The 18320-nt window shown below is 74.0% G+C and carries 19 protein-coding genes; 4 read left to right on the top strand and 15 right to left on the bottom strand.

Going from position 1 to position 18320, the window contains the following annotated elements; all coding sequences use genetic code 11:
- Window positions 1-185: 185 nt before the first annotated feature.
- The gene (locus tag Ae717Ps2_RS22115) at window positions 186-1721 is read right to left on the bottom strand and encodes an amino acid permease (RefSeq protein ID WP_075333853.1); all 1536 of its coding nucleotides are present in this window, start codon (window positions 1719-1721) and stop codon (window positions 186-188) included.
- 94 nt (window positions 1722-1815) lie between these two features.
- Window positions 1816-2916, bottom strand: coding sequence for an alanine dehydrogenase (gene ald, locus Ae717Ps2_RS22120; RefSeq protein ID WP_075310350.1), 1101 nt, complete (start codon window positions 2914-2916; stop codon window positions 1816-1818).
- A gap of 96 nt (window positions 2917-3012) precedes the next feature.
- On the opposite strand from ald, the gene Ae717Ps2_RS22125 reads away from it, so the two are divergent.
- Entirely contained in the window at window positions 3013-3516 is a 504-nt protein-coding gene (locus tag Ae717Ps2_RS22125) for an Lrp/AsnC family transcriptional regulator (protein ID WP_020623597.1), read from the top strand.
- 61 nt (window positions 3517-3577) lie between these two features.
- Here the strand turns inward: Ae717Ps2_RS22125 and Ae717Ps2_RS22130 are convergent, their stop codons facing one another.
- Complete coding sequence (locus Ae717Ps2_RS22130; RefSeq protein ID WP_020623596.1) at window positions 3578-4168, bottom strand: TetR/AcrR family transcriptional regulator; 591 nt, start codon at window positions 4166-4168, stop codon at window positions 3578-3580.
- Window positions 4169-4243: 75 nt separating this feature from the next.
- On the opposite strand from Ae717Ps2_RS22130, the gene Ae717Ps2_RS22135 reads away from it, so the two are divergent.
- Window positions 4244-5473, top strand: a complete 1230-nt coding sequence (locus Ae717Ps2_RS22135) for an NAD(P)/FAD-dependent oxidoreductase (protein WP_075310348.1) — start codon at window positions 4244-4246, stop codon at window positions 5471-5473.
- Between the two features lie 40 nt (window positions 5474-5513).
- Here the strand turns inward: Ae717Ps2_RS22135 and manA are convergent, their stop codons facing one another.
- From manA to Ae717Ps2_RS22160, 5 genes are all read right to left on the bottom strand, one after another.
- Window positions 5514-6725: a mannose-6-phosphate isomerase, class I gene (gene manA / locus Ae717Ps2_RS22140; protein WP_075329695.1), complete on the bottom strand. Its 1212-nt coding sequence runs from the start codon at window positions 6723-6725 to the stop codon at window positions 5514-5516.
- 28 nt (window positions 6726-6753) lie between these two features.
- A complete protein-coding gene (locus Ae717Ps2_RS22145; protein WP_139318934.1) occupies window positions 6754-7872 on the bottom strand; it encodes an SIS domain-containing protein in 1119 nt (372 codons plus the stop codon).
- Window positions 7869-8072, bottom strand: coding sequence for a Trm112 family protein (locus tag Ae717Ps2_RS22150; RefSeq protein ID WP_020627721.1), 204 nt, complete (start codon window positions 8070-8072; stop codon window positions 7869-7871). Before Ae717Ps2_RS22150 ends, Ae717Ps2_RS22145 begins: the two co-directional genes overlap by 4 nt.
- Before the next feature lie 110 nt (window positions 8073-8182).
- Window positions 8183-9595, bottom strand: coding sequence for a phosphomannomutase/phosphoglucomutase (locus tag Ae717Ps2_RS22155; protein ID WP_075329696.1), 1413 nt, complete (start codon window positions 9593-9595; stop codon window positions 8183-8185).
- A 64-nt stretch (window positions 9596-9659) separates the two neighbouring features.
- Window positions 9660-10010 carry a DUF3499 domain-containing protein gene (locus Ae717Ps2_RS22160; protein WP_020627719.1) on the bottom strand — a complete coding sequence of 117 codons (351 nt, stop codon included), beginning with the start codon at window positions 10008-10010 and terminating at the stop codon, window positions 9660-9662.
- Between the two features lie 134 nt (window positions 10011-10144).
- Here Ae717Ps2_RS22160 and Ae717Ps2_RS22165 point away from each other — a divergent pair, with 134 nt between their 5' ends.
- Window positions 10145-10630: a metallopeptidase family protein gene (locus tag Ae717Ps2_RS22165; RefSeq protein WP_170917003.1), complete on the top strand. Its 486-nt coding sequence runs from the start codon at window positions 10145-10147 to the stop codon at window positions 10628-10630.
- Between the two features lie 168 nt (window positions 10631-10798).
- Here Ae717Ps2_RS22165 and Ae717Ps2_RS22170 read toward each other — a convergent pair whose 3' ends face one another.
- Window positions 10799-11089, bottom strand: a complete 291-nt coding sequence (locus Ae717Ps2_RS22170; RefSeq protein WP_043282017.1) for a WhiB family transcriptional regulator — start codon at window positions 11087-11089, stop codon at window positions 10799-10801.
- Between the two features lie 221 nt (window positions 11090-11310).
- On the opposite strand from Ae717Ps2_RS22170, the gene Ae717Ps2_RS22175 reads away from it, so the two are divergent.
- Window positions 11311-12078, top strand: coding sequence for a site-2 protease family protein (locus Ae717Ps2_RS22175; RefSeq protein WP_139318933.1), 768 nt, complete (start codon window positions 11311-11313; stop codon window positions 12076-12078).
- A gap of 173 nt (window positions 12079-12251) precedes the next feature.
- Here Ae717Ps2_RS22175 and Ae717Ps2_RS22180 read toward each other — a convergent pair whose 3' ends face one another.
- From Ae717Ps2_RS22180 to Ae717Ps2_RS22205, 6 genes are read right to left on the bottom strand one after another with little or no spacing between them, the layout of a single operon-like run.
- Window positions 12252-12782, bottom strand: a complete 531-nt coding sequence (locus tag Ae717Ps2_RS22180) for an NUDIX hydrolase (RefSeq protein ID WP_020627715.1) — start codon at window positions 12780-12782, stop codon at window positions 12252-12254.
- Window positions 12783-12786: 4 nt separating this feature from the next.
- Complete coding sequence (locus Ae717Ps2_RS22185; protein ID WP_075333854.1) at window positions 12787-14163, bottom strand: coenzyme F420-0:L-glutamate ligase; 1377 nt, start codon at window positions 14161-14163, stop codon at window positions 12787-12789.
- Window positions 14156-15154 (bottom strand): 2-phospho-L-lactate transferase, encoded by a 999-nt coding sequence (gene cofD / locus Ae717Ps2_RS22190; RefSeq protein ID WP_075333855.1) that lies wholly within the window; start codon window positions 15152-15154, stop codon window positions 14156-14158. Before cofD ends, Ae717Ps2_RS22185 begins: the two co-directional genes overlap by 8 nt.
- 19 nt (window positions 15155-15173) lie before the next feature.
- Window positions 15174-16121: a DNA-3-methyladenine glycosylase gene (locus Ae717Ps2_RS22195; protein ID WP_233147656.1), complete on the bottom strand. Its 948-nt coding sequence runs from the start codon at window positions 16119-16121 to the stop codon at window positions 15174-15176.
- 11 nt (window positions 16122-16132) lie between these two features.
- Window positions 16133-17203, bottom strand: a complete 1071-nt coding sequence (locus tag Ae717Ps2_RS22200) for a sugar phosphate nucleotidyltransferase (RefSeq protein WP_020625544.1) — start codon at window positions 17201-17203, stop codon at window positions 16133-16135.
- 38 nt (window positions 17204-17241) lie between these two features.
- On the bottom strand, window positions 17242-18120 hold the full coding sequence (locus Ae717Ps2_RS22205; protein ID WP_233147657.1) for a glycosyltransferase family 2 protein: 879 nt from the start codon (window positions 18118-18120) through the stop codon (window positions 17242-17244).
- Window positions 18121-18320 lie beyond the last annotated feature (200 nt).

Below are 18320 nucleotides of genomic sequence, written 5' to 3' on the forward strand. Positions count from 1 at the left end.
CGCGACCTCTTAAGCTGGAACTCCGGTTCCTCGGTGTCCCGGATCGCCTGCTCGACCGATTTCGTACGAAAGATACCACTGTTCGGGCTTCTGGCCGTCATGGCGGGAAAGATACGGAAAGTCCGTTTGATGCGGAACGGCGGCGCCCCCGGTCCAGGTGCGCCGCCGTCGTGGAGCGGGTCGGGTCAGTCCGAGGACGACGCCTGGGCGGGCAGGTCGCCGCGCTCGCGACGACCGAGGATCGAGTTCTTCCGCGAGTAGGCGAAGTACACGACCACACCGATGACCATCCAGATGATGAACCGCAGCCAGGTCTCGACCGACAGGTTCAGCATCAGCCAGACGCAGGCGAGCACGGCCAGGATCGGCACGAGCGGCACCAGCGGGGTGCGGAAGCCGCGCGGCAGGTCCGGCCGGGTCCGGCGCAGGACCACCACGCCGATCGAGACCAGCACGAACGCGAACAGCGTGCCGATGTTGACCATCTGCTCGAGGTCCTGGGCCGGGAAGAACGTCGCGACCAGGGCGATGACGACGCCGATCAGCCAGGTGGCACGGCCCGGGGTGCCGAAGCGGTTCGTCTTCGCCAGCGCGGTCGGCAGCAGCCCGTCGCGCGACATCGCGAAGATGACGCGGATCTGGCCGAGCATCAGCACCATGACGACCGTGGTGAGACCGAGCAGCGCACCGATGGCGATGATCGTCGCCGCCCAGTTGATGCCCAGCGAGGCGAAGGCGGTGGCCAGCGTGGCGCGGGTGCCGTCGGGCTTCGTGGCCAGGTCGGTGTAGGGCACCATGCCGGTGATCACGAGCGCGACGGCGACGTAGAGCACGGTGACGATCGCGAGCGAGCCGAGGATGCCGCGCGGCAGCGCCTTGGACGGGTTCTTCGTCTCCTCCGCGGTCGTGGCGACGGCGTCGAAGCCGATGAAGGCGAAGAACACGATCGCGGCGGCGGCGAACACCCCGTAGACGCCGAAGACGCTCGACGAGGCGCCCCCGAAGAACGACAGCAGCGACTGCTGGATGCCGGTTCCGGTGTCGACGCTGCCGGGCGTGGGCTCCGGGACGAACGGGGTGTAGTTCGCCGCGTTGATGAAGAACGCACCCAGGATGATCACGAACAGCACGATCGCGACCTTGATCGTGGTGATCACCAGGCTGACCCGGCTGGACAGCTTCGTGCCGCGGTAGAGCAGGAACGCCAGGACGACCACGAGCAGCAGCGCGCCCCAGTCGAAGGAGAAGAAGCTCCCCAGCTCGAACGAGGTCGACACCTCGATGCCGAGCAGGCCGAGGGTCTGGGCCAGGTACTCCGACCAGCCCTTCGAGACGTAGGCCGAGCCGACAGCGAACTCCAGCACCAGGTCCCAGCCGATGATCCAGGCGATGAACTCGCCCAGGGTGGCGCAGGAGAAGGTGTAGGCGCTGCCGGCGACCGGCACCGTCGAGGCGAACTCCGCGTAGCAGAGCGCGGCCAGACCGCAGGCGACCGCCGCCAGCACGAACGACAGCGACACCGCGGGTCCTGCGATGTTGCCGGCCGTGCTGGCGGCCAGGGTGAAGATGCCGGCGCCGATGACCACCGCGACCCCGAAGACGATCAGGTCGATCGTCCCGAGGTCCTTTTTCAGCCGGGTGTCCGGTTCGTCGGTGTCCCGGATGGATTGCTCGACCGTCTTGGTGCGGAACATGCCGCCACCACGGCTCGTGACCGTCATGGCCGGTGAAACTACGACCGCGGTGCGGCCTGCGTCACGAATCCGGGGCCGGATTTAAGGTCACGATGGTGTTGCGCCGTCGAACCGGTCCCGGTCAGACGGTGCCGTGCGGCAGTCCGTGGGCCTGCGCGACCTCGTGCGACAGCAGCGTCCCGGCGTGGGTCGACAGGCCGGCGGCCAGGTGCGGGTCGGCCTCGGTCGCGGCCCGCCAGCCCCGGTCGGCCAGGCGCAGCACGTGCGGCATCGTGGCGTTGGTCAGCGCGCGGGTCGAGGTGTGCGGCACGGCGCCGGGCATGTTCGCGACGCAGTAGAAGATCGTGTCGTGCACCTGGTAGGTCGGGTCGGCGTGGGTGGTCGGCCGCGAGTCCTCGAAGCATCCGCCCTGGTCGATCGCGATGTCGACGAGCACGGCGCCGGGCCGCATCTGGGAGACGAGCTCGTTCGACACCAGGGTCGGCGCCTTGGCCCCGGGCAGCAGGACCGCGCCGATCACGAGGTCGGCGGTGGTCACCGCCTCGCGCACGGACAGCGCGGTGGAGTACTGGGTGCGCACGGCCCCGCCGTACTGCTCGTCGATCGCGCGGAGCTTGTCGACGTCGACGTCGAGCACGGTCACCTTCGCCCGCATGCCGGCGGCGATGGCGATGGCGTTCGCCCCCGCGACACCGGCCCCGAGCACGACGACCTCGGCACCCGGGGCGCCCGGGACGCCGCCCAGGAGCATGCCGCGCCCGCCGGCCGAGCGCATGAGGTGGTAGCCGCCGGCCTGCGGGGCGAGCCGGCCCGCGACCTCGCTCATCGGGGCGAGCAGCGGCAGCCGGCCGCGGGAGTCGGTGACGGTCTCGTAGGCGATGGAGGTCGTCCCCGCCGAGAGCAGAGCGTCGGTGCAGGCGCGCGACGCGGCCAGGTGCAGGTAGGTGAACAGCGTCAGGTCGGGCCGGAGGAAGCCGTACTCGGACTCGATGGGCTCCTTCACCTTGAGCAGCAGCTCGGCCGAGCCCCACACCTCGGCGGTGTCGGACACGATGTGCGCCCCGGCCTCCTTGAAGTCGGCGTCGGAGATCGCGGACCCGGCGCCGGCGTCGTGCTCGACGAGGACCTCGTGCCCCCGTCCGACGAGCTCGTGCACCCCGGCGGGCGTGAGCGCCACCCGGAACTCGTTGTCCTTGGTCTCCTTCGGCACTGCGACGCGCATGTCCTTCTCCTCCGCTCGGGGCCCTGTCCTGCATCAATGGTGAAGAAACATCGATAAGCTGCCAACAGAACTGAACAAGATTCTCTGAGGTGACTCATGAACGACGATCCTTCGTCGACGCCACGGAAGAGGCCGCCGTCGTCGAACCCTGTTCGGCTCGACGGGGTCGACCGCGCCCTGCTGCGCCAGCTGGAGCGGGATGCCCGGACGCCGAACAACTCACTCGCGGCGGGGGCGGGAATCGCCCCGTCGACGTGCCTGGGCCGGGTCCGGGCACTGCGCGAGAGCGGGGTGATCCGCGGGTACCACGCCGACGTCGACCCGGCGGCGACCGGCCACCCCCTGCAGGCGATGATCTCGGTCCGCCTGCAGTCCGACGCCCGCGACCGGCTCGCCGAGTTCGTGACCCGGGTGTCCCGCCGCCCCGAGGTCCGCGACGTGTACTTCCTCGCCGGCGAGGACGACTACATGATCCGGGTCGCGACCGCCGACACCGTGGCACTGCGCGACCTGGTCGGCACGCTCAACGCGTGGGCCGAGGTCGCGGGCACCCGCACGTCACTGATCTTCGAACACCACCGGGCGCCCGACACCTACTGAGCAGCGTCACCACCTGAGCCGCGTCTCCTGCTGAGCTGCGTCTCCTACTGAGCCGCGTCTCCTACTGAGCGGCGTCGTAGCCGTGGCGGATCAACGCGAACGCGGCGTCGAGGTGCTCGCGGGCCCGACCGGCCTGCTCACGCAGCAGCGGCGGGATCCCGACGACGACGTGCGCGAGCACCCGGTCCGCCGGTGACGGTTCGTCCCGGCCTGCGTCGCGGGCCAGCTCCGCCGCGAGTGCGGCCTCGTGGCGGGCCCACATCCGTCGTGCGTGGTCGCGCAGGCTCGGCGCCGCGTCGGTGAGCCTGCGGAAGCGCTCCAGGTCCTCCGCGCTCGGCCGCCGGTCCGAGGGCGGCCCGTCGACGCGCCGGAGCAGCCAGGCCTGCAGCCCGTCGACGACGTCGGTCCCCGGCGCACGGTCGCGCACCGCGGCGACCAGCTCGGCCTCCTGCGCCCCGTCCTCGTCGAACAGCAACGCCTCCTTGCTGCCGAAGTGCTTGAACAGCGTGGTGACCGAGACGTCCGCGGCCTCGGCGACCTCGGCGACGGTCACCTCGTCGAAGCCCCGGTCGAGGAACAGCCGCAGTGCGGCGTCCGCGATGCCCTGGCGGGTGGCGGCCTTCTTGCGTTCGCGGCGTCCGGGCGTGGTCACGGCGACAGGTTAGCGCAGTCACTCTGAAAGTGAAGTTACTACATTTTTGTAGTCGCTTCATCTACAGTCGGCGTCATGACCGACACCACCAGCACCGCACCGCACGTCCTCGTCGCCGGGGCCGGCCCCGGCGGCCTGACCCTCGCCCGCGTCCTGCAGCGCCACGACATCGCCGTCACCGTCCTCGAGCGCGAGACCGACATCGCCACCCGCGACCAGGGCGGCACCCTGGACATGCAGCGCGACAGCGGACAGATCGCGCTCGACGCCGCCGGCCTGCTCGAGGAGTTCCTGCGCATCTCCCGGCCCGAGGGTCAAGACATGCGGATGCTCGCCCTCGACGGGACCGTCCTGCTCGACGAGCGCGCCGCGCCCGGCGAGACGTTCAACCCCGAGATCGACCGCGGCGACCTGCGCACCCTGCTCCTCGGGTCGCTCGGCCCCGGCACGGTGCGCTGGGGCGCCCGGCTCGACCACGTCGAGCACCGCGACGACGGACGACTCGACGCCGTACTCGACGGGGCACCCGACGGGGCCTCCGACGGCGACCGGATCACCGCGGACCTCGTCGTCGGGGCGGACGGGGCACGTTCCCGGGTCCGCCCGCTGCTGTCGGACGCGATGCCGTCCTACGCCGGGGTCACGTTCGTCGAGCTGCGGGTCACGCCGTCGGCGTTCCCCGGGCTCGACGACCTGGTCGGCCGCGGCTCCATGAGCGCCCGCGCCACCGGCCGGGCGCTGTTCTGCCAGCGGCTCGCCGACGGCTCCGCCCGCGTGTACGCCGGGTTCCGCCGGGAGCGCGGGTGGGCCGCCGCGCACGGGCTCGGCAGCACCGGCGGGGTGCTCGACGACCCGGCGGCCGCCCGCGCCGTGCTGCTCGACGCGTTCGGCGACGCCGCCCCCGAGCTGCGGGAGCTCATCGTCCGCTGCGACGACCGGATCATCGACCGGCCGCTGGAGATGCTGCCGGTCGGGCACCGGTGGGAGCCGGTCCCGGGCATCACCCTGATCGGCGACGCCGCCCACCTGATGTCGCCGTTCTCCGGGCAGGGCGCCAACTCCGCCATGCTCGACGCCGCCGACCTGGCCCGGGAGATCGCCGCCACCCCGGACGACCTCGTCGCGGCGGTCGCCCGCTACGAGGCGACCATGTTCCCGCGGGCCGAGGCCAACGCCGCCGCTGCGGCACAGGGGCTGGAGCGCTTCTTCTCGGCGGCCGCCGCCGCGGACCCGGTGGCGGCGTTCGCCGAGGTGGCGGCGGCCGTCGCCGCGGCAGCCGAGGGAGACCGGGCCCGCCGCGGATGAGCCGCCGGTGCGACAGCGCTGCGCGCGAGTGCGGGCGCGGTTACAGGGCGTCGCCCGCCAGGAAGACGGTGGCGCCGTGCTCGCCGGTGGTCAGGACGGCGCCGCTGTCGGTCGCGGAGAGGAACACCGCGCGGCCGCGGGGCAGCTCGACGCTGCCACCGTCGGCGTCGACCGCGGCGTCACCGTCGACGCACAGCAGGATGCGGGCGCCGGTGCCGGGCACGTCGAGCTTGTCCCGGCCGTCGGTGACCGCACGGCGGAGCAGGAACTCCTCCACCGGCACGTCGTAGCGCTGCCAGCCGTCGGCGCCCGGGTCGGGGACCGGGGTGCGGACCGGAGGCGGCGGGGCGGTGAAGTCGAGGACCCGCAGCAGCTCCGGCACGTCGACGTGCTTCGGCGTCAGGCCGCCGCGCAGCACGTTGTCGGAGTTGGCCATCACCTCGATGCCCGCCCCGGACAGGTAGGCGTGCAGGTTCCCGGCCGGCAGGTACAGCGCCTCGCCGGGGGCCAGGGTGATCCGGTTGAGCAGCAACGCGGCGAGCACGCCCGCGTCGTCGGGGTAGCGCTCGGACAGGTCGAGCGTGGTCTTCGCCTCGCCGGTCCACTCCGGGGCCGTACCGCGCTCCAGCAGCCTGATCGCGCCGTCCTGCAGGGCCGGGACGAGCCCGTCGAGCACCGACTGGGGCAGCGTGATCCAGGTGGTGAACAGTGCGCGCAGCCCGTCCGGGCACGGCTGACCGGCGAGCAGCTCGGTGTAGGTGGCGAGCTCGGGGACGTCGAGGGCGCGCAGCAGCTCCACCGTGCGGGCCGGCTCACGGAACCCGACCAGCGCGACGAACTCGGTCAGCGCGCAGATCAGCTCCGGCTTGTGGTGGGCGTCGCGGTAGTTGCGGTCCGGCGCGTCCACCGCGATCCCCGCGGCGTTCTCCCGCTCCCAGCCCTCGCGGGCCTGCTCCAGGCTCGGGTGGGCCTGCAGGCTCAGCGGCTCCTCGGCCGCCAGCACCTTCAGCAGGAACGGCAGCCGCCCTTCCCAGCGGTCGCGTCCCGGGCCGAGCGCAGCGACCGGGTCCGCGGCGATGAGCTCGTGCAGCGGGCAGGTGCCCCCGGCGACCGTCGACGGGGCGGCCGGGTGCGCGCCCAGCCACAGCTCCGCCTGCGGGTGCGGTGACGGGACGGGCTCGCCGAGCAGCTCGGCGATGACCGTCCGCGAACCCCAGGCGTAGGTGCGGATCGGGTTCTCCAGCAGTTCCACGGGTCTCCCGGTGTCAGGTGCGCGGGGGTCAGGTGATCAGGGTGGCGCCGGTCGCCAGGCCGAGGTACACGGCGGCGATGTCGGCACGCAGGGCGAGGACGCCGGCACGCAGCAGCGCCGCGTCGCGGGTGCCCCGCGGGATCTCGTCGACCGGGTGCGCCAGGTCGGCGTTCGGCCACTCCCGGCCGAGCACCCGGCGGCTCACCGCCTGCGGGTCCTCCTCACCCGTGCCGAGCAGCACCAGGCGCGGCGGCGGCGCGTCGCCACCGGGGGCCGGGTCGTCGAACGGGTCGTGGAAGATGTCGCCCCCGCCCCGCTCGGACAGGTCGACGGCGACGCGCAGCCCGGCCAGGGTGCCGGCCTGCGCGAGCCCGTCGGCGTGCGCGACGACACCGGCGTGGGTGGCCAGTGCCAGCGCGCCGTGCCGGGCCACCGCGGCGGCGGCCGGGTCCACCCCCCACAGCAGCGGGGTCCGCTCGGCCAGCCGCAGCGCGAGCGCCTTCGCCGGGTTCACGAACGGCTCGTGCGCGGGCTGGCAGCGCTCGGCCTCGGCGTCGAGCGCGTCGGCCAGCGCCTCGAGCCGGGCCGGGACCTCCTCGCTGCGCATCCCGGGCAGCAGGTCCAGCTCGGCGACGGCGACCAGCGCGACCGTCAGCGCCTGGGCGAACCCGAGGCCCTCGGGCAGCGGGATGCGCGGCTCGACCAGCCGGGCGCGCCCGGCGCCCGCCTGGGCGACCGGCCCGGAGTCCGGCGCGGAGAGCACGACCTCGGCGCCGCGGTGCACCGCGACGGAGACCGACTCGGCCAGCTCGGGGTCGGTGGGGTCGGTGGAGTGCGCGACGACGACGTCCAGCGGCCCGATCCAGCCCGGCATCCGCTCGGCGACCACGACCGGAACCGGACAGCGGTCGGTGAGCAGGGCCGTGACGAGGTCGGCCACCGCCCCGGAGACGCCGGGCCGGCGCAGCAGCACCAGCGCGCGGGGACGGTGCCCGCGCAGCCGGTCCAGACCGGCCTGGCCCGCGGTGTACAACGCGGACCGGACCTGGGCGCCCGCGGTCGCGGCGGCCCGCAGGACACCCGTGGTGTCCCGCGCCGCCAGCTCCTCGGGATCGGCCAGCAGCGTGTCGTCGAGCACCCCGTTCACCCGTCGTCCCGTCCGTCCCCCGCCGGCCCGGTACCGGGCAGCGCCTCGTCGAGGAGCAGCACCGGGATCCCGTCGGTCACCGGGAACGCGCGACCGCACGCCGTGCAGGTCAGCCGGTCCTCACCCGGGGTCAGGACCGCGTGCGCGTCGCACGGGCAGGCCAGGATCTCCAGCAGCTGGGGGTCGAGCTGTAGGGCCACGGTTCTCCTCGTCGTCATCTCGCGCTCTCGATGCTGCCACCCGGTACCGACACTCCGCGGCAGCCGACCGGGTACGGACGCCGTCACCGCAGGTGTGCGGGGTCGTGCGATCAGGCGCGCACGACCGCCAGCACCTCGTCGACCAGGGCACGGACGGCCGCGGCGTCCGCCGCCTCGACGTTGAGCCGCAGCAGCGGCTCGGTGTTCGAGGCCCGCAGGTTGAACCACGAGCCGTCCGGCAGCGAGACGGTCAGCCCGTCCAGCCGGTCGAGCTCGACCCCGTCGCGCGCGCCGAAGACGCGCTCGATCTCGGCGACCCGCCCCGCCTGGTCCTCGACCGTCGAGTTGATCTCGCCGGAGGCCGCGTAGCGGTCGTAGTCGGCCATCAGCCCGGACACCGTCGCGCCGTCGGCCGCCGCCCGGTGCTCGCCGAGCGCGGCCAGCAGGTGCAGCGCCGCGAGCATCCCGGAGTCGGCCTTCCAGAAGTCGCGGAAGTAGTAGTGCGCGGAGTGCTCGCCGCCGAACACCGCGCCGGTCTCGGCCATCGTCTGCTTGATGAACGAGTGCCCCACCCGGGTGCGGACCGCGCGGCCGCCGTGCTCGGCGACCAGCTCGGGGACCGCCCGCGAGGTGATCAGGTTGTGGATCACGACGACGTCGGACTCCCCCGCCGCGTGCGCCCTGGCGAGCTCACGGGCCGCGACCAGACCGGTGATCGCGCTCGGGCTCACCGCCTCGCCCTGCTCGTCGACGGCGAAGCAGCGGTCGGCGTCGCCGTCGAAGGCCAGACCGAGGTCCGCGCCCTCGGCGACGACCCGCTTCTGCAGGTCCACCAGGTTCGCCGGGTCCAGCGGGTTCGCCTCGTGGTTCGGGAAGTTCCCGTCGAGCTCGAAGTACAGCGGGACGACGCGCACGTTCAGGCCGTCGAACACGGTCGGGACGGTGTGCCCGCCCATCCCGTTCCCGGCGTCGACGACGACGGTCAGCTCCGGGGACGCGTCCAGCGAGGTCAGGTCGACCAGGCCGCGGAGGTGACGCGCGTAGCCGTCGAGCATGTCCTCGGTGCGCACCGCCCCCCGGGACGGGACCTCGGGGACCCCGGAGTCGAGGAAGCGGGCCGCCTCGTCGCGGATCGTCGCGAGACCCGAGTCCTGACCGACCGGGACGGCGCCGGCACGGCACAGCTTGATGCCGTTGTAGGCGGCCGGGTTGTGGCTCGCGGTGAACATCGCGCCGGGCAGGTCCAGCGAGCCGGACGCGTAGTAGAGCATGTCGGTGCTCGCGAGCCCGATGTCGACGACGTCGAGCCCCTGCCCGGTCACCCCGTCCGCGAACGCCGCCGCCAACGCGGGCGAGCTGTCCCGCATGTCCCGCCCGACGACCACCGCCGACGGCGCCGGGTCGTCGCCCGCCACGAGCCGCGCCGTCGCCGCACCCAGTGCACGCGCGGTGGGCTCATCCAGTTGGTCGCCGACGACACCGCGGATGTCGTAGGCCTTCACGATCGCCGAGAGGTCGGGCACGACGCACGACCCTAGCGCAGTCGTGTCACCCGTCCGCGCAGGTCTCCTCACCCCGTGGGGCGGCTCAGCCGTCCTCGGGCTTCGGGAGCACCCGCAGGTGCCCGCGCCGCCCCGTGCCACCCGGCCGTGCGACGACCTCGACCGGGCGGTCCACCCGGCCCGCCTCGCGGACGGCGTCGGCGAGCGCGGTGAGGTCCTCACCGCTGTGCTGGGGCTGGGCGAACTCGCCCTCGAACCGGACGACCTCCCACCCGCGGGGGGCCGTGAGGTTGTGCGCGTGCCCGGTGCAGAGGTCGTAGGAGTGCGGCTCGGCCTGCGTGGCCAGCGGGCCGACGACGGCGGTCGAGTCGGCGTAGACGTAGGTGAGCGTGGCGACGGCGAGCTCGGTGCAGCCCGTCCGTGAACATCTCCGCACACTCAACACGTCGTCGACGATAGCCCGTCGCAGGCCCGCCGCCGTACTGCGACGCGCACCCCGCTCGGCGGACGGTCCGCCCGCCGCGGTCGCGGGTCGCCCCTCGACGGGGCACGGGGTCCTAGAATGCCCTGGTGCCCACCGCTCGCCCCGAGAAAGACCGCCGGCCGCCGCGCAGCCCGCGCCGGCGGGACCGGCGCGGACGCGGCCTGCGCGGCCTGATGTACCCGGTGTCGACGCCGGCCTTCCGCACCCGCGCCGAACGCTTCGACGCGAAGGTGCTGGAGGCGCTCGAGCCGATCGAGGCGCGCTGGGGCCCGGAGCTGGTCGACCTCGACCTCGCCGTCGACGACGTGCCGTCGGTCGACCGCACCTCGCCCGACGAGATCGTGTGGGGCACCGGGGTGCTGGCCGACGTCGGCGTCCCGCTGGCGCACCTCGTCCCGGCCGGGGTCGACTCCGCCGGGATGCCGACCCGGGCGCGGATCGTGCTCTACCGCCGCCCGCTCGAGGCCAGGGCGCGCAACGGCGAGGACCTCGCCGACCTCGTGCACGAGGTGCTCGTCGAACAGGTCGCGGAGTACCTCAACATCGAGCCCGACGCCGTCGACGGCGGCTGAGCGGCGCGGTACGGCTGCCCGGCGACCACCGACACCGGGTACGACGACAGGCCGGTCACCGTGACGGCGACCGGCCCCGTGCTCGTTCCCCCGCAGGCGGATCTCAGACTGCGGTGCTGTCTGCGCTCTTCGCTCCGCTCAGACGGCGGTGCTGCCTGCGCTCTCCGCTCAGACGGCGGCCCGGCGGAGGCGACGACGCTCCCGCTCGCTCAGCCCGCCCCAGATGCCGAAGCGCTCGTCCTGGGCCAGCGCGTACTCCAGGCACTCGGCGCGGACCTCGCAGCCGGAGCAGATGCGCTTGGCCTCCCGGGTGGAGCCGCCCTTCTCGGGGAAGAACGCCTCCGGATCGGTCTGGGCGCACAGCGCGCGCTCCTGCCAGTCCGGGACCTCCTCGGCGGAGCCGTCGTCCAGCAGGCCCCTCAGGTCCAGGATCTGGGCGACCTGGTCGTAGTCGGCCATCTCCTGGCCGGGTCGTTCGACCGCCCCCACCGGCTCGGCTTCCACCGGCCGCAGCATCCGCATGAACCCCTCGACGTCGTCCACTCGCCCACCTCCCCGCAACGCACTGGCGAATGACACCGCTGTAAGTACAGCGCTGACACTAGCTCTGTGCAAGCCGGCTCTGCCGATTGAGTGAAGGGTCGCGCGCGGACGTTTCCTCCGGCATGGAGTATGGGTACGTGCCGTCCCTGACACGCCGCATCAGCCCCTGGTTCCTGCTGATCCTCGGCGTCACCCTGCTCGGTGGTGTCCTCGCCGCCGCCGTCCCCGCACAGTCGCAGGCCCTGGCGACCCTCGGGATCTTCGTCATGGTGCTCGGAGGCTGGGTGGTGTCGCTGTGCCTGCACGAGTACGGGCACGCCATCACCGCCTACCGTGGCGGGGACACCTCGGTCGCGGCGAAGGGCTACCTGACCCTCGACGTGCGGCGCTACACCGATCCCGGCCTGTCGCTGGTGCTGCCGCTGATCATCCTGCTGATCGGCGGGCTGCCGCTGCCCGGCGGCGCGGTGTGGATCAACCAGTGGGCGCTGCGGTCGCGGGCCCGGCGCAGCGCGGTCTCGCTGGCGGGCCCCGCGGCGAACCTCGTCCTGGGCATCGTGTTGATCATCACGGTGGCCGCGTTCCCGGAGATGCCGATCCCCGTCGCGGCGGGACTGTCCGCGCTCGCCTACTTCCAGATCATCGCGTTCGTGCTGAACATGCTGCCCGTGCCCGGCCTCGACGGCTGGGGCGTGCTGGAGCCGTACCTGTCCGTGCCGGCACTGCGTCTCGGCGAGCGGGTCCGGCCCTGGGCCCCGTTCGTGCTGCTCGCCCTGCTGCTGTTCGTGCCCGGGGTGGGCGCACTGTTCTTCGCCGTCACCCAGCTGCTCTTCGGCGCCGCCGGCGGCAACCAGCAGCTGTTCCAGCTCGGCTACTCCGAGCTGTTCTTCTGGCGCAACCTCTGAGCCCCGCTCACCGCTCCACGGTTCGCGCGCGAGTTCGGAGTCCGCGCGTGTCGTGACGCGCGCGAACCTCGGTCCCGCGCGCAAACCCCGATTCTGCGCGCGGACGTCGGTTTCCGAGCGGATGCCGGTCTCGCGAGCGGACGCCGCCGGGGTGGGGCGGGCGGGGCGGCAGGTCAGCGGGCGGCGGCGACCATCGTCGCGACGGTGTCGTCGTCGTCCGGGAGGGCGTCGACCGGCCACCAGCGCAGGTCGAGCGACTCGTCGCTGATCCGCGGGGTCGCCCCGGCCGGGGCGCGGACCAGGTAGCGCACGTCGAGGTGCCGGGTCGGGACGCCGAGCGAGCAGGTGACCGGGTGGACGTCGACGTGCAGCGGGTGCTCACCGATCTCCAGCCCCGCCATCCCGGACTCCTCGGTGGCCTCCCGCAGCGCCGCGGCGCGCAGCGAGCCGTCGCCGGGCTCGCAGTGCCCACCCAGCTGGATCCAGCGCCCGACCCGCGGGTGCAGGGTCAGCAGCGTGTGCTCGCCGGTCGCGTCGAGCAGCAGCGCCGACGCGGTGAGGTGGCCGGGCACGCAGGAGCGGTCGCAGGCGTCGTCCGGGCGCGCGTCCAGGAAGGCCAGCAGGGCGTGCTGCAGAGCCCGCTGACCGGCGTCGGGCGGGGTCCACGCAGCGAGCTCGCGGGCGGCCGTCGCCGGGGCTACCACGGGCTCACAGCTCCAGCAGGCCGTCGCCGACCGGCCGGGGCTCGCGCGGGGCGATCGGCTCGACCGGCACACCGACGGCGACCGCGCCGAGCGCCGCCCAGTCCTCGGGCAGGTCCAGGACCCGGCGGGCGACGTCCGCGGCGAAGATCGTCGAGCCGACCCAGCAGGACGCCAGGCCCTCCGCGGCCAGCGCGACCAGCAGGGACTGCACCGCCGCCCCGCCGGCGACGGTGAACATGTCCCGCTCGGCGGCGTTGCGGGCCGCGTCCGGGTAGCCGTGCATCCCCGCGGTGGACCGGAACGCCAGCACCAGCTCCGGGGCGCGGCGCAGCAGGTCCCCGCGGGCGAGGCGGCGCTCCACCTCGTCGGCCGGGCGCCCGTCGGCGACCAGGTCGGCACGCCAGCGCTCGCGCAGGGCGTCGAGCAGCGCGGTGCGCCGCGCCGGGTCGCGCAGCCACACGAACCGGAACGGGGTGCTGTGGTGCGGCGCGGGTGCGGTCAGCGCGACGCCCACCGCGCGGCGCACGGCGTCGGCGTCGACCGGCTCCTCGGCGAAGTCCCGGGTGCTGCGCCGCAGCAGGACCGCCTCGCGGCGTCCGCGGTCGATCGCCTCCTCGGTGCCCAGCCAGAACAGGTCCTCGGAGATCGGCCGGATCAGGTCACGGGCGGTCGACCCGTCGTCGGGCAGGGCCGCGCCGCGCAGCACCGCCACCGGCAGCCCGCCGAGCTTGCCCTTCACCAGGTCCGCGGCCGCGGCGATCTCGTCGGCGACGGCGATCTCGGTGACGACCAGGTCGTTGCCCTGGCCGTCGACGGCGCCGGAGTAGCCGTGCAGCACCGGCAGCCCGGCCGCGCCGATCGCGATGTCGGTCTGGCCGACCCGCCAGCTGCGCCCCAGGGTGTCGGTGACGACGACGCCGACCTCGACGCCGAGCCGCTCGGCCAGCCCCGCGCGCAGCCCGGCCGCGCTGGCGTCCGGGTCGACGGGCAGCAGGGCGAGCTCGTCGCGGCGGACATTGGAGCCGTCGATGCCCGCGGCGGCCTGCACGATGCCGAGCTTCCCGGCCACGATCAGCGTCCGGCCCTTGCGGGCCACCACCCGCTCGGTCTCCTGGTCGACCAGCCTGCGACGCAGCGCGTCGCGCTCCTCGTCGTCGGAGGGGGCCGGCACCAGCCTGCCCTCGACCTTGGAGAACACCTTGCTGGTGACCACCACGACGTCGCCGTCGCGCAGCCAGGTCATCCGCTCGGCCAGGACGGCGGCGAGGTCGTCGCCGGGGCTGAACTCCGGCAGCCCGGGGACCGGGAGGATCTCCAGCTTCTGCGACGCGTGGTCGGGGAAACCGCCGGCCCTGTCGGCCCTGTCGGCCCCGTCAGACACCGACGCCCGCCAGCTCGAACGCGGCGCGGGCCATGTCGGCGGTCGCCTCGTGGTCGGTCATCAGCAGCGGCACCTCGCGCACGGTCGCGCCGGGCACGGTCACGGCGTCACCGGTGTGCACCAGGTAGCCGTCGAGCAGGCCGCCCTCGCCGCGGCCGCCGTAGTGCCGGCCCACGCCCTCGGCGCTGGTCTCGACGCCGATCGCGGTCAGGCAGGCGTCGGCCATGCCGCGCACCGGCGCCCCGCCGACGATCGGGGACAGCCCCACGACCTTCGCGGGCGTCGCGGCGAGGGCCTGGGCGACCCCGGGCACCGAGACGACGGTGCCGATCGACACGACCGGGTTGGACGGGGCGACGAGCACGACGTCGGCCCCGGCGATCGCGGCCCGGGCGTCGGGCAGGATCGCGGCCTGGTCGGCGCCGACCGACGCGAAGCGGTACGCCTTCGGGGCGGCCCGGTGCCGGATCCACCACTCCTGGAAGTGGATCGCGACCTGCGGGGTCTCCTCGACCGCGGCCGGGTCGGGGTTGTCGATCACGACGTGGGTCTCGACGCGGTCGTCGGTGGCGGGCAGCAGCCGCACCCCGGGCTGCCAGCGGTGGCAGAGCGCCTCGGTGACCTGGGAGAGCGGGTAGCCGGCACGCAGCATCCGGGTGCGGACGAGGTGGGTGGCGACGTCGCGGTCGCCCAGCCCGAACCAGGTCGCGTCGGCGCCGTAGGCCTCCAGCTCGGCCTTGACCGACCAGCTCTCGTCCGACCGGCCCCAGCCCTTCTCGACGTCGATGCCGCCGCCGAGGGTGTACATGACGGTGTCGAGGTCCGGACAGACCCGCAGCCCGTGCAGCCAGATGTCGTCGCCGACGTTGACCACGGCGGAGATCTCGTGCTCGGACTCCCCCGCGCCGACCGCGGGCAGTCCGAGCGCGACCTTCACGCCTTGCAGGAAGCGGGCCCCGCCGACGCCGCCGACCAGTACGGTGACCTTCACGGGTACGACCCTACGTCGGTCAGAACGAGCGGTAGTCGCGCGGGGAGAACCGCGGCCCGAACCGGGGGCGGCGGAACCCGGACGCCTCGATGTAGCGCACCGCGCGCTGGCGTTGCGGGACGTAGGGGGCGAGCACCTCGAGCATCCCGGCGTCGTCGAGGTCGTGGCCCAGCAGTGCCCAGCCGTCGGTGTTCGGCACGTGGAAGTCGCCGAAGCTGACCGCGTCCGGGTCGCCCCAGGCGCGCTGGGCGGTCTCCGCGGCCGTCCACACCCCGATGCCGCGGACCCGGCGCAGCAGCACCCGGCCCTGCTCCCCGCCCAGCTCGGCGGCCCGTTCCAGCCGGTGGGCGACGACGGCGGCGTGCAGGATCGCCGTCCGGCGCGCGTGGTCGACGCCGGCCCGGTGCCACTCCCACTCGGGGATCGCCCGGACCTGCTCGGGCGTCGGCGGCACCCGCATCCCGGCGGGCACCACCCCGGCGGGCCCCGGTGCGGGGTCGCCGAAGCGCCGGGCGAGCTCGCGGAAGCTGCGGCGCGCCTCGGTGCCGGTGACCTTCTGTTCCAGCACCGCGGGCAGCAGCGCGTCCCACACCCGGCCGGTGGAGCCCAGCCGCAGGCCGGGTCGGCGCCGGTGCGCGTCGGCGACGAGCGGGTGGTGCGCCACGAACGCCGCCGGGTCGTCGTCGGCCCCCAGCAGCGACGGCAGCCGGTCGATCTCCCAGGCCGCGCCCGGTCCCCAGCCGGACGCCCGCACGGTGCCGTACGGGCCCCCGTCGGCCCGGCGGCGGATCGCGACGGTGGCGGGGCCGGCAGGCGTCGTCGAGACCCGCCAGATCACGGCACCGTCGACGGCGGTGCGCCAGGTGGGGTCGCCCCGGCCGCGGCGCAGCGGGGCCAGCACGCCGTGCAGGTCGAGCGGGAACGGCGGCCGCCATTCCCGGTCCACCACCACGGCGACCGCGTCCACGCCCCCGATGGTCACACGTCGGGCGAGAACCGGACCCCGTGGGGCGGCAGCGTGACGTCCGGCCACACCCGCATGTTGTGCCGCAGCTCGCAGTGCGCGCCGATCACGGCCCGGTCGCCGACCACGGTGTCGCGGATGCTCGCGCCCTCCTCGACGACCGCTCCGGCCCCGATCACCGAGTTCTCCACGACCGCTCCGGCCCGGACGACCGCGCCGTCGAACAGCATGGAGCCCTCGACCCGGGCCCCGGAGCCGATCCGGGCGCCGCGGCCGACGGTCGTCCCGCCGAACACGAACGCGTCGGCGGCCACCTCGGCCCCCTCCAGCACCATCGACTCGCCCGTCGGGCCGGGCAGCGCCGCCGAGGGCGCGACCCCGCGGACCAGGTCCGCCGAGCCGTGCACCAGGTCGCCGGGGGTGCCCATGTCGCGCCAGTACGCGACGTCGACGTGGCCCTGCACGTGCGCCCCGGAGGCGAGCAGGTCGGGGAACGTCTCGCGCTCCACCGACACCGGCCTGCCCGCGGGGATCGTGTCGATCACCTCGCGACGGAAGACGTAGCACCCGGCGTTGATCTGGTCGGTCGGCGGGTCCTCGGTCTTCTCGAGGAACTCCAGCACCCGGCCGGTCGGGTCGGTGGGGACGCAGCCGAAGGCCCGCGGGTTCTGCACCCGCACCAGGTGCAGCGTCACGTCGGCACCGGTGCTCCGGTGGGTGTCGGCGACCGCGGTCAGGTCGGTGCCCGCCAGCACGTCGCCGTTGAAGATCATGACGTGCTCGGCCGAGAGCTTGCCGGCCACGTTGCGGATGCCCCCGCCCGTGCCCAGCGGCTCGGTCTCGGTCACGTAGGTGAGGTCCAGCCCCAGCGACGAGCCGTCGCCGAAGTGCTCCTCGAAGGTCTCGGCCAGGTAGCTCGTACCCAGCACCGCCCGCCGGATGCCCGCCTCGCGGATCCGCGACAGCAGGTGCGCCAGGAACGGCACCCCCGCCGTCGGCAGCATCGGCTTGGGCGCCGACAGGGTCAGTGGCCGCAGCCGGGTGCCCTTGCCCCCGACCAGCACGACCGCCTCGACGTCCTGCAATGCAGGTTCCCCCTCAGGTTCCTTCTTCTCGTTCGCGCTCAGCCGGTCCGCCGCAGCAGACCCGAGCGCACGGCCAGGCCGGCACGCAGGGCCGCACGCAGCGGTGCGTGCACCGGACCGCGGTGGCGGTCGGCCAGGTACCGGTAGGCGCTGCGGTGGTGCTCGGCGAGCATCCGTGCCGACACCCCCGGCTTGCCCGTGGACGCTCCGCCCACGTGTACGACATCGGCACCGGGGACGTACACGTTTCGCCATCCGGCGAGCCCCAGGCGTTCCCCCAGGTCGACGTCCTCGAAGTACATGAAGTAGCGCGGGTCGAAACCGTCGACGGAGTCGAACGCGGCGCGCCGCAGGAGCAGGCACGACCCGGACAGCCAGCCGGCCGACCGCTCGGTCAGGTCCTCGCGGCTGCGCCGGTAGGCCGCGGTCCACGGGTTGGCGGGCCAGACCGGCGCGAGCGCGGCGTGCCCGGCGCCCGCGAGCAGCGACGGGACCTCACGCGCGGAGGGGTAGACCTCGCCGGACGGCTCGCGGATCAGCGGGCCGAGCGCCCCGGCACGGGGGTGCCGACGGCCGGCGTCGAGCAGGGTGTCGAGCGACCCGGCGCCCCACTCCAGGTCCGGGTTCGCCACGACGACCCAGCCGTAGCGGTCGGGCAACGAGGCCACCCCGCGGTTGGCGGCGGCGCCGTAGCCGACGTTCTCCCCGATCGGCAGGAACGTCACGTGGTCGCGCTCGCGGGCCGCGCGCTCCGGGGCGCCGTCGACGGATCCGTTGTCGGCCAGGACGACCGGCACGTCCGTGCGGGTCGTGGCACCGCGCAGCGAGTCGAGGAAGGTGTCCAGCAGCGCGCCCGGCGAGTAGGTCACCGTGACGATGGCGACCTCGTCGCCGTAGGACCGCACGTCGTCGGCCACCTGGCCTCCCCGTCCTTCTCCGTCCACCCGGCGCATGTCCGGCAACCTAGTCAGCACCGGTGCGGCCGGGCCCGGCGGCACCGCCCGTTCGCGCCAGCGAAGATCACACTCCGTCACCATATCGGAGATCGCGATACTGTAACCCTAATATTGGGACCGTCCCCGAGCTGCGGCGACACGCCACAGCCGTGCGTCACCCT

The organism is Pseudonocardia sp. Ae717_Ps2, assembly GCF_001932475.1.
Taxonomy (GTDB): Bacteria; Actinomycetota; Actinomycetes; order Mycobacteriales; family Pseudonocardiaceae; genus Pseudonocardia.

Excerpts from the sequence above, each read along its gene's own strand:
- Ae717Ps2_RS22115 (WP_075333853.1), bottom strand. The coding sequence starts at position 1,721 with ATGACGGTCACGAGCCGTGGTGGCGGCATGTTCCGCACCAAGACGGTC.
- ald (WP_075310350.1), bottom strand. The coding sequence starts at position 2,916 with ATGCGCGTCGCAGTGCCGAAGGAGACCAAGGACAACGAGTTCCGGGTG.
- Ae717Ps2_RS22125 (WP_020623597.1), top strand. The coding sequence starts at position 3,013 with ATGAACGACGATCCTTCGTCGACGCCACGGAAGAGGCCGCCGTCGTCG.
- Ae717Ps2_RS22135 (WP_075310348.1), top strand. The coding sequence starts at position 4,244 with ATGACCGACACCACCAGCACCGCACCGCACGTCCTCGTCGCCGGGGCC.
- Ae717Ps2_RS22170 (WP_043282017.1), bottom strand. The coding sequence starts at position 11,089 with ATGGCCGACTACGACCAGGTCGCCCAGATCCTGGACCTGAGGGGCCTG.